Annotated in this window: 9 protein-coding genes; 4 read left to right on the plus strand and 5 right to left on the minus strand. The window is 52.9% G+C overall.

All coding sequences use genetic code 11. The features are described 5' to 3' along the window. Positions 1–46: 46 nt before the first annotated feature. On the plus strand, positions 47–2,728 hold the full coding sequence (tssH, locus tag KF752_08905; protein ID MBX3421661.1) for a type VI secretion system ATPase TssH: 2,682 nt from the start codon (positions 47–49) through the stop codon (positions 2,726–2,728). 16 nt (positions 2,729–2,744) lie between these two features. Here the strand turns inward: tssH and KF752_08910 are convergent, their stop codons facing one another. The 3 genes from KF752_08910 to KF752_08920 are packed head-to-tail and all read right to left on the minus strand — an operon-like array spanning position 2,745 to position 7,842. Further along, positions 2,745–4,928 carry a hypothetical protein gene (locus KF752_08910; protein MBX3421662.1) on the minus strand — a complete coding sequence of 728 codons (2,184 nt, stop codon included), beginning with the start codon at positions 4,926–4,928 and terminating at the stop codon, positions 2,745–2,747. Positions 4,929–4,969: 41 nt separating this feature from the next. Next, positions 4,970–5,938 (minus strand): efflux RND transporter periplasmic adaptor subunit, encoded by a 969-nt coding sequence (locus KF752_08915; GenBank protein MBX3421663.1) that lies wholly within the window; start codon positions 5,936–5,938, stop codon positions 4,970–4,972. Further along, positions 5,929–7,842, minus strand: coding sequence for an HlyD family efflux transporter periplasmic adaptor subunit (locus KF752_08920; GenBank protein MBX3421664.1), 1,914 nt, complete (start codon positions 7,840–7,842; stop codon positions 5,929–5,931). The genes KF752_08915 and KF752_08920 overlap by 10 nt, the downstream gene beginning before the upstream one ends. A 376-nt stretch (positions 7,843–8,218) precedes the next feature. Here KF752_08920 and KF752_08925 point away from each other — a divergent pair, with 376 nt between their 5' ends. The 3 genes from KF752_08925 (at position 8,219) to KF752_08935 (ending at position 12,230) form a co-directional block, all read left to right on the plus strand. Beyond that, complete coding sequence (locus tag KF752_08925) at positions 8,219–10,081, plus strand: TolC family protein (protein ID MBX3421665.1); 1,863 nt, start codon at positions 8,219–8,221, stop codon at positions 10,079–10,081. Positions 10,082–10,369: 288 nt separating this feature from the next. Then, positions 10,370–10,804 (plus strand): TIGR03000 domain-containing protein, encoded by a 435-nt coding sequence (locus KF752_08930; GenBank protein ID MBX3421666.1) that lies wholly within the window; start codon positions 10,370–10,372, stop codon positions 10,802–10,804. A 379-nt stretch (positions 10,805–11,183) separates the two neighbouring features. Further along, a complete protein-coding gene (locus KF752_08935) occupies positions 11,184–12,230 on the plus strand; it encodes a hypothetical protein (GenBank protein MBX3421667.1) in 1,047 nt (348 codons plus the stop codon). Positions 12,231–12,558: 328 nt separating this feature from the next. Here KF752_08935 and KF752_08940 read toward each other — a convergent pair whose 3' ends face one another. Beyond that, complete coding sequence (locus tag KF752_08940) at positions 12,559–13,848, minus strand: sterol desaturase family protein (GenBank protein MBX3421668.1); 1,290 nt, start codon at positions 13,846–13,848, stop codon at positions 12,559–12,561. Positions 13,849–14,527: 679 nt separating this feature from the next. Then, positions 14,528–15,727 carry a hypothetical protein gene (locus tag KF752_08945; GenBank protein MBX3421669.1) on the minus strand — a complete coding sequence of 400 codons (1,200 nt, stop codon included), beginning with the start codon at positions 15,725–15,727 and terminating at the stop codon, positions 14,528–14,530. Positions 15,728–15,765: the final 38 nt, after the last annotated feature.

Here is a 15,765-nt window from a genome sequence, read left to right on the forward strand (position 1 = left end):
CTAGGTCGCTAGCAAATAGTTTTCTTTATATAGAACTACGGAGCGTATGATGGCAGTGTTGAATCTTAAATCTCTGGCCGCCAAGCTAAACACCGACTGTCGGCAGGCGCTAGAAGCTGCTGCCGGACTGTGCCTGTCGCTGACCAACTACAATGTCGAGGTCGAGCATTGGCTGATGAAATTGCTGGATCGTGCCAATACCGATTTGCAATTAATCTGTCGCAGTTACGAAATCAATGATTCCCAACTGCGTACTGAATTGCAACATGCCATTGATCGCTTTAAGACCGGTAATGGGCGCCCGCCGGCACTCAGTCCCACCATCGTGGATTTGATTCGTGATGCGTGGTTGATCGGTTCCATTGAGTTCGCCGATCACCAAGTACGGAGCGGGTATCTTGTCTTGGCAATCTTGGGTATGGAAGGCCTCAATCGGGCTGCATTGGGAGGAGTTGCCTCGCAGTTGGAAAAAATATCCTATGAGTCGCTCAAGCGAGAGTTTCATGAGATTTGCCAAGACTCCGACGAAGCTCAGGCCACCACGGCTCCATCGGCCACTGCCGGTGCCCCCGGCAAGGGGCACGTTCCATCAAAGACTCCAGCGCTGGACCAATACACCGTTGACCTGACGGATCGTGCGCGTCGCGGCCATATCGATCCGGTACTCGGACGAGATGATGAAATTCGGCAAGTCATTGATGTGCTGTGTCGCAGGCGGCAGAACAACCCGATCTTGACTGGCGAACCTGGAGTAGGCAAGACGGCGGTGGCCGAAGGCTTTGCCCTGCAGATCGCCAAAGGCGAAGTGCCGCCAGCACTCCAAAACGTGACTCTGAGAGTCTTGGATTTGGCCTTGTTACAAGCCGGTGCGGGCGTGAAGGGGGAATTTGAAAATCGGCTTAAGTCGGTTATTGAGGAAGTGAAGTCCTCGCCCACGCCAATTATTCTGTTCATTGACGAAGCCCACACCTTAATTGGTGCTGGTGGGCAGGCCGGACAGGGCGATGCCGCGAACCTACTCAAACCAGCCTTGGCCCGAGGCGAACTACGAACGATTGCGGCCACGACCTGGGCTGAGTACAAAAAGTACTTCGAGCGAGATGCCGCGTTAGCTAGACGGTTTCAAGTTGTGAATGTTGCCGAGCCTAACGAAGCATCCGCAATTGCTATGGTGCAAGGATTGGTGGCGGTTTTGGAGAAGCACCATAAGATTCGAATCCAAAGTGAAGCGGTTACCGAAGCTGTCAAACTATCCAATCGCTATATCTCAGGACGTCAATTGCCCGATAAAGCCATCAGTTTGTTGGACACGACCTGTGCACGCATTAGCCTGAGTCAAAATTCGATCCCTCCCGCGCTCGAGAATTGTCATCGGCGTCTCCAGCACGTTTCTACTTCTATCGGAATTCTAGAACGCGAGCAGCAGACAGGTTCCGATCACCAGGCAGCCATGGCTGAACTGAGACTGCAGCAAGAAGAGGTCGAACGCGAACGTTTGGCACTGGACGAGCGTTGGCAGCGGGAGCTGAATTTAGTCAGCCAGATTAACTCTCTATCAGCTCAATTGATGAACCAAGAAGTCTCGCAGCAGTCGGACAAAGCTGCACAGGCCAATGCTGCGGAGCCAGCCGCTCAGTCGGTGGATGAACTGCGTGACGATTTAGTACGCCTGCAAGCAGAGCTGGTTGCCGTCCAAGGTGAATCGCCATTGGTATTTGCGAATTGCGATGGTACCGCCATCGCCGCTACAGTGGCTGCCTGGACGGGCATTCCCGTGGGACGGATGATATCCAACGAGATTAAGACCGTTATGAATCTTCAGAATGCCATGGAGCAATCCGTCGTAGGTCAGTCACACGCGCTGGCACAGATCGCACGTAGCATTCAGGTATCACGGGCGCGGCTGACCGACCCTAGCCGACCTATTGGCGTGTTCCTGCTGGCAGGCACGAGTGGTGTCGGCAAGACTGAGACCGCTCTTACATTGGCTGAACTTCTTTACGGTGGCGAGCAAAATGTGACCGTCATCAACATGTCGGAATTCAAGGAAGAGCATAAGGTATCGCTGTTAATGGGGTCGCCCCCGGGATACGTGGGCTATGGTGAGGGCGGCATTCTAACGGAGGCAATTCGTCGCAAGCCGTACAGTGTGCTGCTGCTGGATGAAATGGAAAAAGCGCATCCCGGAGTTCAAGACGTCTTCTATCAAGTGTTCGACAAGGGGCACATGAAAGATGGCGAAGGGCGCGACATCGACTTCAAGAATACTCTGATTATCATGACTTCCAACGCTGGCACAAATCTAATCATGAGCCTGTGTTCTGACCCTGAAACGCGACCTTCGGCGGAAGGATTGACCGAGGCGCTGCACGAGGAATTGCTAAAAACATTTAAGCCTGCGTTCTTGGGGCGATTGACGGTGATTCCGTATTTCCCGCTGGACGACGGCATCATGCGGCAAATCATACGACTCAAACTCGGCAAAGTGCAGCGTCGCGTGGTCGAAAACTACAAGGCCGTACTTGAATATACCGATGCGGTTGTGGATTCCATCGTCTCGCGGTGCACGGAGGTCGACACGGGTGCGCGCAATGTTGACAAAATCCTCAATCGAACATTGCTGCCCGAACTGTCGCGTGAGTTTTTGACCTTTATGGCCAATTCCACACCATTTAGCCAAGTCGTCGTCGACGCCGATGGTCAAGGCTTTACCTATTCCCTTCGCTAACTGACTCGCCAGCCGCCTAGCGATTTCGATTGACCAATTGAGGTCGAATGTTCAGTGAGTAATAGCGCTTAGCTACGTCCCAGACTGTTCCGCGACCGGTGACGACGTGTACCGTGGCCAGCGACTGATGGGAGACGCCGGGCGGCCAACTGCGGAGTTCAATCAACACCTCGAATTGGTTTCCTTTCGGTTCTAGTCGACCTCCGGTGGCCAGTTTTGACTGAAACGTACGATCGCCCACAAGTGATTCGGGGGTCACGTGCACCGGTTCTACGGAAACCTGCCGCACTTGGCCTTCATGCAGTCGCGTCACGTCGCAGTCCCAGCGGCAACGAACTTCCATCCCCGGTTGAATCAAGCGCGCGGTGTGTTCCGGCACTATAGCCGTCAGTTGCATCTGTTCGGAGTGTGCCACCCACCCCAGTAGGCTACCACGCTCGACATACGCTCCCAAGTTTGCAGGCCGGTGGAGCGGATTCCACTGCACAGCATTGACCGGCTCCGTAATGCTCCGCGACGCTTGCAAGCCGCTTTCAACAAAATGGCCTGCCTGCGGCGCACGCACGGTAAGCAACTCGACTTGCTGACTCAGAAGTTGTGTCTGAACCTCGTGGGCAGCCAGTTGCTCGATGACATCGGCCATCTCGAAGACACTCGATTCATCGTTGGCCTGAGATAACCGCAAGTGTGCGAGCCGTTGCTCCATGAGCCGTTGTTTGCCTTCAGCAGCTAATTGCTCCATTTCCAGCTCGTGCGATCGCAATCGAATTACTGCTTGGCCTTGAGCGATGTCAACGCCAGGCTGCTGCAGGCTGACGACTTCACCGGCTTGCTGCGCGTAAAGTGGACTAAGATTCGCAAAGCTAGAAACAGCTCGGGCGGTAGCGAAGGTGGTCCACTGAAAACTGAATACCAGCCAACTAGCAGTTAGCAGCATCCCCAACATGACAACGATCCGCGACCACAGTACGCGACCAACTCCCTGAATTTGCTTGACCCGCTGGACTGCTGTCCAAAATCCGCCAAAAGCAATTCGTCCGAGGCACACACCGCAAATGCCGATGGCTACCAGTCTCAAGCCGACGCGGTCCAGCCCAACCCACACGATTCCCAGTATCGTAATCAACAACATCGTTCTAAAAAGGAGAGACGCGATCCCGTAAATCAACAAAAACCAATCGGGGCCATCCGTGTGACGAAGTTGCAATCGACTTCCCGTCAGAAAGCTGGTGGTCAGACGCTGGAATAGCTCGCGACTTTGTTCGGAGAGATTTGGGATCCCAATCAGATCACTCAATACATAGTACCCGTCATAGCGTAATAAAGGATTGGCATTGATCACTACGGTACTAAGCGCACTAACAAACATGGTGTAAGCTGCGATATCATGCAGCCAACTGGACGGCAATGTAGTCAACCACACGCAGGCCGCACCCACAGCAATCAATAGTTCAACATACACCCCGGCGGCTGCGATGCTTGCGCGGCGCCAATGACTGGGGATCTTCCAGCTATCCGTGGTGTTACAATACAAAACCGGCATGAGAACCAAGAACATAATGCCAATTTCGTGGCATTCGGCTCCCCATTTCCTGCACGCCAGTGCATGTCCCAATTCGTGCATCGACTTAAGGCAAACGTAGATTGCCAACCAAGTGACTACTTGCTCAGCAGTCGTTTGGGCCAAAGCCAACTGAATTGTCTGCCAAGCGTCATGGCGCAAGAACTGTAACCATACCAGAAAGATCAACAGCGGACTGGCTATGGCAACGCATAACAGCAGAGTCTTACTGAATAGGACAGTGGCTAGCGGCGACAGTGCCGTCAAGAGTCGCGTGGGGTCAAACAGCGGGATGCGTATTGCCAGTGGATTAATGAGCCATTGGAGAAGCCGACCCGAATCGACTTGTTGCCGCTTAGTCCATAACGACCTGGCGGATTTGGATGGTTGATGAGACAGCAGCAATCCAGCCGCAGCCACTCGCGAAACCAGTGACAGTAACCATTCGGCATTGATCTGCATTGACAAGCCGTTTGCCAAGACATCTGCCAAAGTTCGTGCCCCATTGAGCTGTTGCAAGACGGCCTTTTCGAGATCGCTGAAGTAGAAGTGTTCCAGCGAAACGGGATCCCTGGCAACCCAGCGTGTTTTACAAACGCGGCCGTACTCGGACCATTCCAAGTCGGGTCTCAGCTTCATCACAATCTCTAATTGAGCTGAACGGATGGCTGCTGGCGGTGTCATGGCACAGGAACAAGTGCAGCGCGTACTCTCAAACCTGGAACGAGCGCGCCTTCAAGGTTTACAATTTCCAGTTGGATTCTCATGTGGTTGGTAAGTGGATTGACTTCAGGAAATGCACACGTCACGTGCGCGGGTATGAACAGTTCTTGCTCACCCAGTCGCACTCCGACGACCGCTTGGCGGCCAACCAGCTTAGACGGCGTAGCCGCTTGCACAAACCCCTCGACAATCAGGTGATCTAACTGCATAACTTGACATAATTCGGCACCTGACTCGACCCACTCTCCTGGTCGTTTACCGACCGAAATGACCACTCCGCCGGCCGGTGCCGTGACTCGGTGACGCGCAACAAGTTCTTCTGCGTTGGCTTGTTCATTCAGGGCTTTTTGGAATTCCAATTCGCTGAGCTTTCGATCATGTACAGCGCGTTGAATTTCGAGCTGAGTGGTTTCAAATACCAGGTTTAAGCGATCGATTTCCTTCAGTGGATATGCATCACGTATTTTCGCATTGGCGGCGATGGCCCGGTCAAGCTCGTTCTTGGCAACGCGGGAGCGGTTTTCGGCCAGTTGCGCATCAATTTCGCTTTCGAATTTGATTCGAGCTACGCTGGCAATGATTATGGCTTGGGCCAATTGTCGTTTGGCCAGCTTGTCGTCGATCATAGCCACATTCTGGCCGACGGTAACATGCTCTCCTTCGCGCACCGCGACCATCTGCACTATTCCGCTGGCTTCAGAGCAAACTCGAGTAGGATCCTTGGACTTCAGCAGTGCGTTCTCGACCGTCGTGGCACCCGGCAAGTCAAACTGCGCTGACAAATCGGCAGTCTGCTCTCCACGACTCGGCCCGACAAGCCATAGCCAAGTTGCGCTGCACACTAGCGAGCTGACAAGAAATCGCAGCCAGCCAGGCTGAAAATAGCAGGTGATGCTCAGTTTGAGGGCGTTTGGTACTAGAACCATAGTTTTCTTTGAATCGCCTCCACCAAAGGTCTGGAAAGTACAAACCATGTTTGTCGCTGGCCACACGACAGATAAGCTTTCACAGTGGCACCGATGTGCCCGTACGCGACGGATGCAGTAGCTGGTTCAGCGATTGCATCAATGATAACGCCATCGCCCCGTGGATTGCGAGCTAATGTAGAAATCCAGCTAATCTGCGCGTCAAACTGAACATCTGGCTGAGCAACAAATATGAATTCCAAAACAGCCTCTGACTTGACGGGGATAGAACGCGAGCCCATCGAGTTCGCGAAAACTTGCTTCTTGACGTATCCAATATCTGCGTCAGCAATCTCCAGTTTTAGGCACCAGTCGCCACTGGGGTCTGCAATACGAAACAAACTATCACCACGTCGCACGGGGCGCTGCTCGAGCAGTTTATCGAGATCTCTGGCGACAATGACGCCGTCCTGCGGAGCTCGTAGCTCCAGCCGTTGTCGCTCAAGCCGCAACGCATCCAGTTTTTGTTGTAGGACTTCGGCCCAAGAATCTAATTGGCCAATCTCCGCAGTAAGTTTGTTACGGATCGCCGGTGATGCTGCTGGATCGCTACTGAGCTGACTCTGACTTAGCGATAAACCCTTTCGCTTCTCTGCATTGGCACTCAGTTCGCCTTCGACGCTGCGTATATCTAACTCCAATTGTGTTGATTTCATGGCTAACAACAGTTGACCCTTCTGCACTGCCTGACCATTGGTCACCAATACCTGATCCACAGTACCGTCCAACGGTGCAAATAAGGTTCGTTGGTCTACCGGCTCAAAAGTTCCATCCATCTCAATACGTAAGTTGGCAGGCATGATAAGTGCCCACAGAATTCCGGCTACCACTAATGTCCAAGTGGTCCACTTGATCAACTGTCGTGGTCGAGAGCTGATCGCTCCCGTTCCAAATTGATTCCAAGTACGAATCCAACCAGGTATTCGCAACCATCGCTGATGCTGAGACCAAGCAACAGCCAGCATCTGCCCAACTTGATTCAGCACCACCATTCCCTTGGAAAACGCTTCGTAGGTAGCCCACTGGACGATCAGAACTGTATCGTGGGGGCGCGGCGTGGCAGTGGGGTCGCTCAGGGGAAAGGCAATGTAATAAGTGCCCGACACGGTGGGCGAGAGTTCGTCTAGCTGGCCGTGTTCGGTAAGTTCCTGAGAGTACTCAGGTTTGCCGGTAGAAAACACCCGCTTACCGATCTGTTCCAGTTGACTTACCAGTACCGATGCCGTGATTGGTCCAGGCGTATTGCTGATCGTCGAAATCCGAGGGCTGGCCAAAAGAGACTGTTTGGCAACTGAGATGCGATCCGCCATCAATATCGGCAACAATCCGTTGACCAAGTAGATTTCGGCTTCGATACTTGAGCCTGCCGAGGCAATGTCTTTATGGAGTTGTATAAACGCGGGCAGGTAGGCATCACGAAGCGATTCAATTTCAAACTGCAGACGCTGAGCGATGACTTCTGCGAAGGCCTTGCAAAGCTGGACCAATTCAGAATAGGCCAGTTTGTCGACCTTGCTACCGAGCTTGACTAAAAGCGCTGCTTGCCCGGCACGCTTCCGAATCGGCAAGACGATACTGTCGAGTCCGGTTGGCAAATGGTCGACAAATTGAGCCTCAGCGTGTGGAATTTGGTCCAGCAGTTCGTGCCAGTTACAGTTGCCAACACTACAAACGATGCGCCAATTGCTATCGGGTATGGGGGCGACCAGAGCAATACTTGCGCCCGGCAGTAAGCTACAAAGACGACGTAGCACCGCCTCGTTGAACTCCTTGATTGAAGTCTGCGGGCAGGACGCCAGCTGCTCTAATGAATCTAGCAGTCTATCCAGTTCCTTGAGGGTAACCTCAGCTCCCAAAGACTGCATTCGTCATCCCTTAGAGTATGTAGAGCCACATGTCATCGAAATGAGACTAATCGCAATCAGACACGGAGCAATCGCAGTTCACCAATTGGTGGTCGACACGCTTGTGATAGCCTTTCTGATTTTAAGCTGAAAGTGCATCCGCACCACCGAAAATGACAAGAAAGCCGCCGACACTACCTGGGCAATGGCAATTTGACAGCCAAATCCGAACAATTAAAAGGAACTGATTAAAAGAAAGTTTCAGCAGAACCGATACAGGGTGAATGCGTGGAAAAGATGCCTGACAACTGCCTTTTGTTCGGAGTGCACAATGAGGGGGGGATACCGAAAATTGCTCTGCGGACTCCTTGCTGGCCTAACCGCCAGCAACGGATGCATGAGCGGAAATCGGCAGTTGTTCATGTCCGGCGGGCAGCACTGTAACGCACCGGCTCACTGTCCCACAGACTCCTTTGCTCAGCTTCGCCAGTCTGATGCGTTACTGTGCCATGAATGCGCTGGTGCAGAGCTCAGCGTCTTTTCACCGTTGGATGTTGATGAATCCCAAGTCGGGCAGTCGGCCACGATGCACATGTCATTAGAGCAGTGCATTCGGGACGCACTGCAAAGCTCGAAGGTTATGCGAGATCTAGGGGTAACCGTAATTCGGTCGCCACAAACGACGAACTCCACGGTGGATCCGGCGATGATCTACACCGATCCGCGGACAGGTGAAGAAGCAGCTCTCAGCGCTTTCGATGCGCAGCTGTTCGCTTCCAACATGTTCGAGTCGAACAATCGCAAATTCAATAATCAGTTCTTTGGGGTCAATGGTCGTTTCATTCAGTCACTCAATACCACTCAAATCGGACTATCCAAGAGATCTGCTACCGGTTCAACGTTCACGGTGCGCAATGTCACCATCGCTGACAATAACAATCAATCTGGTAACCAGTTTCCGGGCCGACGTCAAAGTTGGGAGTCGTTCTTTGAAGTCGAAGCGCGACGTCCGCTACTGCTGGGCGCGGGCACCGAGTTCAATCGGATCGCAGGGTCTGCCATCGGTCCTGGCCAACTCAACGGCGTCTTGCTGGCGCGAACACGCACCGATATCAGTTTGGTTGATTTTGAACGCTCAGTTCGCGATTTGGTAGCCGAAGTTGAAAACGCGTATTGGGATCTGTACTACGCCTATCGCGATCTGGAAGCCAAGATCGAAATGCGAGATATCGCAGAAGATACGTTGCGCAAACGATCTGCGAAGGTCGGTGCAGGCGATGTCGCTACCGGCGATATTGCACAGGCCAGAGAGCAGGTTCTTCGCTTTCAGTCAGAAATTGTAGATGCCCTGAACGGTCGCCCCATTGACGGTACTCGCACCAATAACGGCTCTTCCGGTGGAACCTTTCGTGGAACGGGTGGCGTGCGGGTGGCCGAGCGAAAATTGCGATTGATGATCGGTTTGCCTATCAACGACGGCACTCTGATCTGGCCTACCGATACACCGACTACAATTCCAACCACCTTTGACTGGACGAATTCACTCGCTGACGCGTTGACTCACCGCGAAGAATTGCGTCGGCAAAGATGGGTCATCAAGCAGTCCGAATTGGAACTGATTGCCAATCGTAATTACCTGAAGCCGCAATTAGACCTGATCGCGCGTTATCGCGCGCGTGGGTTCAGCGACCAGTTGCTAACGCGGCATCCCATTGATGGCTCACATTTCTTTGATGACGACCTCCAAGAACTGAATGCCGGAATTGAATACGTCATGCCGATTGGATTTCGTCGGGCACATGCGGCAGTGCGCAATTCCGAGCTATCGCTTGTGCGTGCCAACGAAGTGCTTCGTGAACAAGAACGCGGTGTCCAATTGGGGCTCAGCAACGCTGTAGCTGATTCCAAACGTTCTTACGAGAGCATGAATTTGCATCATCATCGACTGGACGCAATTGTCGAGCAGCTAAATGCACTCCAAGCTCGCGAAGAGGCTGCTAATACCCCAGAGCTTGATGTGGTCTTGGAAACCCACCGACGCCTGTTGGATGCCAGGTTACGATTTCACCAGTCGCAAATCGACTACGCATTGTCGCTGCGAAATATTCATTTTGAAAAAGGTACACTGCTGAATTATCACAGTATCTATTTGGCCGAGTCAGCCAGCAGCAGGAACGCAGTTGCCGATGCTCAGGTACGTGCTAGCATGCAAGACGGAAACGTACGTGTCAGCCATCGCGACAGTATTGTAGCCGAATAACTCCAGGGGCTAACGCAAGACCCTGACGAGCTAGAAAGCCTGATCCCGAATTCAAATTTCGCTGCAACTTGCGCCCGCTGCATTCTTTTCTCTCCCCGTATGATCCGAGCAATCGTACAACTTTAAACGATTTGCAACTTCGAGCAGAAGATATTGCTTGTTGGTGCAGCGCATTCTGCCCTCGGCGTGCTATACTTGATCGCGGTCTGGAATCTTCAATGCGCCGCATGGAGGCAGATTCCGCAGTGTCTATACCACGTCAGACCAAAGGATATGGGAGGTTCAATAATGAAGCCAGTGCGTTTCTTGACAAGCCTAGTGATTTGCGTTTGGGCCACCTGTGCGTTTGCACAGTCAGTGCATAGCCAAGATTGCATGTGCTCAGAGGCACGTGTAGGCATGGGCGTGGACGACTTTTCGTCGTACTCGAACATGCAAATCCTGGAGGCCAATGCGATCTACCTAACCGTTGATGTTCCGGAAATCACGCTTGATTGCCCAACAGATGCAATCCTTACAATCAATGGCGACAAAACTGCCAGCACTGGCAAGTCGCGCCGATTCATCGTGCGAAATCTGGCGCCTGGTGAAAAATACGAGTTCACCGTAGTGGCAATAACCACCAATCGCGCTGGTATTGAATTGCAGCAGACGCAGACGTTTACCTTGAAGACCGGTGATTTCAAGCAAATCGCGATGAAGCCGATCAAGCGCAAAACGTGACAAGGTATTCGACGCGAATTTGACGACTCAGTGACTGCAAAAACTGGTGGCAGGAACTGTCGACCGTCTACAGCCGTTACGCCAGATGGTGCAGTAGGTCGTGGTTGTGGTCGCAGGTGCTCTTGGGAGCTGTTGAATGCCTGTATCTGATACGCGCGCAGCAAGCGGGTAACGGGTTCGGAGCTGTTTTGGCGAAATGCGTACCTCGTAACTCCTCAAGGATTACGAGGTTTTTTGCTATCCGGCTCCGCTCGCTCCACTTCATATCGGTTGCCATCCAAAGCAGTTTCTTTCCAAGAACTAGATTGCGTGCCACAAGTGAAGCTGATAATTTCAAGCTTATTTACAGGCACAATTTAAGCATTACGAAGTTCGAACGATGGCGACCAGGTCCAAAAGCACGACAAGCGATCCCTTGGACGACCCGCGTTATTGGACCGTCCAACCAGGCTTAGCCATTGGCATGCTTGAATTGGGAACGCCACGCGATGAAGTTTTGCAATTGCTGCAGAAGAATGGCATCGATGTCGAAGTTGATGATACCGACTCGACCGAGTTCTACGTGTGCGAGATGGAAACGGTACTTTATTTTGCCGAGCACGCTCCACACCCGCTGTTGCTGATCAAGGTGCAAGATGAGCGCGTGAGACTTGGCACTCTAAAAGTGATAGGCGATTTTCCGCACAACATTTTAGCAGCGGTGCCCAGCATCAACACGCTGTGGATGTCCGATATTGGACAGATAACAAGCCCGGACAGTAAATCTTCGGCGACAAAGAATCTATCTGATTCTCAGCTACTCAACGACGGAACGCTGTGGATAACAACCCTCGGAATTGGGCTCGGGCTGGTCGATGGCGCTATTGTTACACTTTGGCTCTGTGACCCTCAATACCTGCCCAGCAGTGGCCAGGGAGAGTTTACCGCCCAGCAGCGCCAGTTGTCCGAAAAGATGCAGCTTGCGTCCTTCAAAGCCGAAGTGCCGAAGACGCATCCTGTGCAGCGGTTGGCCAAAGTTGGTTTGGCTGCGACAGCGCTGGTAGTTGCCGCCTATTTCGGTAATCAAGCTTGGGAGGAACAAAAAAAATGGGACAGTGCACCAGAAGTTGAAGCCGAGGTGATTGAGGTTTGGCCGCCACCGCCTGAGCCATTTCCAAGCCAGTTCACGTTATCTTATCAGGACGCGACCGGTGGCGTGCATCAAGTTCAGTGGGGACAGAACGATCTGTATGGGATGCCACAAGTAGGCAGCAAAGTAACGCTTCGCTATTTGGCCAATGCTCCCGATATTGCAATGGGACCAGCCAAGCTTCACGACATTGCGTTCAACCAGTTCGTTCCCTATCTAATTGGGATATTTGTGGTCTATTCCGCACTGAGTTTAGTGGTTAATCTCGTTTTAGCGAAACTGTTGCGGCCTGCCTAAAACTGTCGGCTGGGCCACAGAAACTTGGGCATTATCACAATCCTTGAGCACTGGTTGAGGCGCAGTGGTGAGAATTCTCTTGCAAGTATCCTCTTGCAACCTGGCGACACCCTTGCGATGCTCGCTCGCACCGTGGCATAAGCACCAGCAGGGGGTGGCGACCCAGCATTAGCCAGTCAACGCGAAGTTCCGCATCACGCAATCGAAGCGCGGTTCTCAGACGAACTCACTACCATTCTTCCGCAAGGTTGCTTTAGCAGTGTTGGTTCAATGCTTGATCAACGAGCCCGTCTTCTGCTGATGCCGGTCGGTATCTAAGTTTCTACGCTCAACCGTCCATTGCCACTGGTGCAAGCTGGTGCTGATTGACGTACTGCTTGACCTCCGTGGCGGTAAACCAGGCGGTCATGGCCAATGACACGCCGAAGTAGACGGCGATAGCGGCTGTTCCCCAAGGCACAAATTGGTTCAAGCCGAACCAATCGCCCTGCCACGCGATCAGCGAGCAACCGACAGCGGCGCGCAGAAACTCATATAGCAGCGCTCGCGGATTCTTGTCCATCAAAGTACACAGACTGTAGACACTTGCAAACACAAATAGCCCGTAGAAAAACATGGCTGGAGCACCAATGGCCGCCAAGCGGTTGAATAGATACAACGCGCTTAGGCCGGTAACACTATATTGCACCCATGACCAGTACAGTAAACCTGACGATAACTGCGTATCGTATTTATGCAGAGTCGTTGGATCGACGATGATCTCCACGGGATAGGTCTGCTGTACATCCTCCGGTCTCCAGCCGGTGGGCATAACCCACAGCCGCAGCTTATCCCACCAGCGCCGCGTGTGCCATGCATCTTGGACGAGCATCCACAGATGCTGGAAATTGATGAGTATTGGATTCCAGGTGTGCGCCGGTTTCTTGACGCCGTACACGGGCGGCTCGCTGTCCAACTCTGGCTGAAACGTGCCAAACAACTTGTCCCAGATGATAAATACTTGGCTGTAATTCTTGTCGATGTATATCGGATTGATTGCGTGATGCACGCGGTGATGCGAAGGTGTGACCAGTATTTGTTCCAGCCAACCCAATCGACCGATAGTTCGCGTGTGGTACCAGAACTGTGCGAATAAGTGCAGCGGCGCCACGATGGCGAACACATTGGTAGGTACTCCCAGTAGTGCCGCAGGCAACATGAAAATGGCGAAGAAGCTAAAGACCTCGGAAATCGACTGCCGCAGCGCACACGACAGATTGTATTCTTCGCTGCTGTGATGCACGACATGCCGGTTCCACAGGACGTTAAACTCATGCTCCAAGCGATGTATCCAGTAGCCAGCGAAATCCTTGGCAACGAACGCCACTAGACAGACCAACCAGGTGGATTCGATGGTATAGACCGCCAAGTGCTTGACCATCCAGCCATAGCTAATGATGACGATGGACAACCCCAACACGTCTTTAACGATGTTGGTCAGCCCCGAACTAAGGCTGGAAATCATGTCTGCGCCACGATTGACGGACATGCCCAACCGCCTGGCGGCGAACTGCTCGATAGCGATCATTACCAAAAACAAGGGGATCGCAAAATTGAGCGTATGAGCATACAGTTCCATGACCCAATCTCCTGCCTACCACCCCGGCGGCGTGCGGCTTACTCCAGCGGCAGTTGAGAATCCACCGTAGCTACCGTCACCAGAAGGTGGACTTACTTGTGATCCAGCGTCTGGCGAAGGCAGCTGAAATTCGGCCGCTCGCCTAAATGCTAATGTACCGGCAAAATTCAATCAATCAGAATATGGTCAAAATCGGTCTGCATTACAGTCACGCGCGGCGACGACGCAGTACCGCTAAACCGCGCAATCCAACCGACCATAGCGACCCCGGCTCTGGCAGGACAATAGAAATGCGCAGTGTCGTCGGCGTGCAAATGTCGAATTCACTGGCCGTTAGACAATTGGTTCTTGGCATTAGCTAGGCAATATCTTGACTGCCGGCGATGCCACCGGGACCAGGGGCCGAGGTAAAGCGGCATTCGCTGGTAGCCAAAAAATGCTGTTACTCTGCGAAGGATCGCCGGATGAGGTCAGTCCTTCGATCAATCCGTAACGGCAAGTTATCCGTAACCTGGACAAGCATCGCACCCAGTGGGAGCTAGCCAACAGCCATGATGTTCGTCAAATGATCGGCGCTGGGCGGTTTGCGGACTAAGTCGAATCCAACGTTGCGCAGACGGAAGTTGCTGCTGGCAAACCGTAGTCATTCAATGAATTGCATCATAGCTGCTGGTGCAGTCTAATTCTGTTGGCACCAGCGGACAATTAGCCGGGCTAAGTCGGTCTGCTGCCCTGTCGAGAAGCGAGAATGTGGATAGCCTTTCAGGCAGATAGTTTGGGCGGGAGCCTGTCGCAGGGCAGTCGACCAACTGGGATCAACGTAGACCACCTCATCCAGCTCGGCTTCCATTATCAAAACCGGGCAACGCACAAGCCCCAGCAGTGGCTTTAGAATCCATTGCAGGATGATCAAATTGGCCACAGTGATAATCGGCATCCACTGATAGCCGCCCGTATGCGAGACCACTGGTACTGGGTTGTCAGGCGAATGTCGCGGCATCAAAAATAGTGGTGTCAACAGGCTGGTGATGAATAGGGCAAACACACCGCTTGACCAGATCCCTGGCAGCACGCTCGCCCCCAATGCTATTAATGGGGGTGCGGCAACAAAATACAAACAGGCCAATCCCAGCAGGACGTTTTCCGGTATGTCGATCCATCGTGGACTGCGTTGACTGCGCTGGGCTTCCTGTCTGGCGCGCTCTTCCCCACTAGGGACCGAAATTTGTGGCACTAACATAATGTGCAGTAGGAACGCCAGCAGGGACATTGGCCACATCCAGCGCCCACTAAACGCCAACAGCAAAAACGCTGCCGGGCAGACTAAGTAATACAGAATCCCCACGATTCCTAACAGCGCAGCATCGCGACTTCGCTTCAAACGAAACGGTGGGAATATCAGTACTCCACGGACACGCACCGGCTGGCCTTCCGAACTAAACCAGCGTGGGAACAGCCGCGACAAAATGGCTAGTGCCAGGACGACCAAGCCACCGGTCGAATGCCCGACCAAAACTATATCCGTTTTGGCATGTCGAAGTGTCAATTCGCGCAGCGATTTCACGCCATCTGCGATCCAATGCCAGAATCTGCTGCCGGAGAAGTCAAATAAGTTGCCCGTATGGCCCGACAAATTACGACTCCAGGTCTCGGCTTCTCCCCAGGTGTGATGCAGTGTTTTCGATAGCTCGCGGTTCGCATGGACTCCGTTGGACGATAGTCCGCCTATAACTAGAAATGCGGTCGGGCAATCTTTCGCCCCGCTTTCATGGTATGGACGCCAAGCTTGGTCTGGTTCGGCACCAAACCTGACTTGCCCCAGCAGCCAGTTGATCGCTTTGGAAACATACGCCCATCTATGCGGTTCGAAACGAGTCATGAAATTCCTCGCTGCTATCCAAGTGCCACTACTGTAAT

This window comes from Pirellulaceae bacterium, from assembly GCA_019636385.1.
In the GTDB taxonomy this organism is placed as follows: Bacteria; Planctomycetota; Planctomycetia; order Pirellulales; family Pirellulaceae; genus Aureliella.

Bases quoted from the DNA above. Each gene is read 5' to 3' on its own strand.
- tssH (MBX3421661.1), top strand. From the start codon at position 47: ATGATGGCAGTGTTGAATCTTAAATCTCTGGCCGCCAAGCTAAACACC.
- KF752_08910 (MBX3421662.1), bottom strand. From the start codon at position 4,928: ATGAAGCTGAGACCCGACTTGGAATGGTCCGAGTACGGCCGCGTTTGT.
- KF752_08915 (MBX3421663.1), bottom strand. From the start codon at position 5,938: ATGGTTCTAGTACCAAACGCCCTCAAACTGAGCATCACCTGCTATTTT.
- KF752_08920 (MBX3421664.1), bottom strand. From the start codon at position 7,842: ATGCAGTCTTTGGGAGCTGAGGTTACCCTCAAGGAACTGGATAGACTG.
- KF752_08925 (MBX3421665.1), top strand. From the start codon at position 8,219: ATGAGCGGAAATCGGCAGTTGTTCATGTCCGGCGGGCAGCACTGTAAC.
- KF752_08930 (MBX3421666.1), top strand. From the start codon at position 10,370: ATGAAGCCAGTGCGTTTCTTGACAAGCCTAGTGATTTGCGTTTGGGCC.
- KF752_08935 (MBX3421667.1), top strand. From the start codon at position 11,184: ATGGCGACCAGGTCCAAAAGCACGACAAGCGATCCCTTGGACGACCCG.
- KF752_08940 (MBX3421668.1), bottom strand. From the start codon at position 13,848: ATGGAACTGTATGCTCATACGCTCAATTTTGCGATCCCCTTGTTTTTG.
- KF752_08945 (MBX3421669.1), bottom strand. From the start codon at position 15,727: ATGACTCGTTTCGAACCGCATAGATGGGCGTATGTTTCCAAAGCGATC.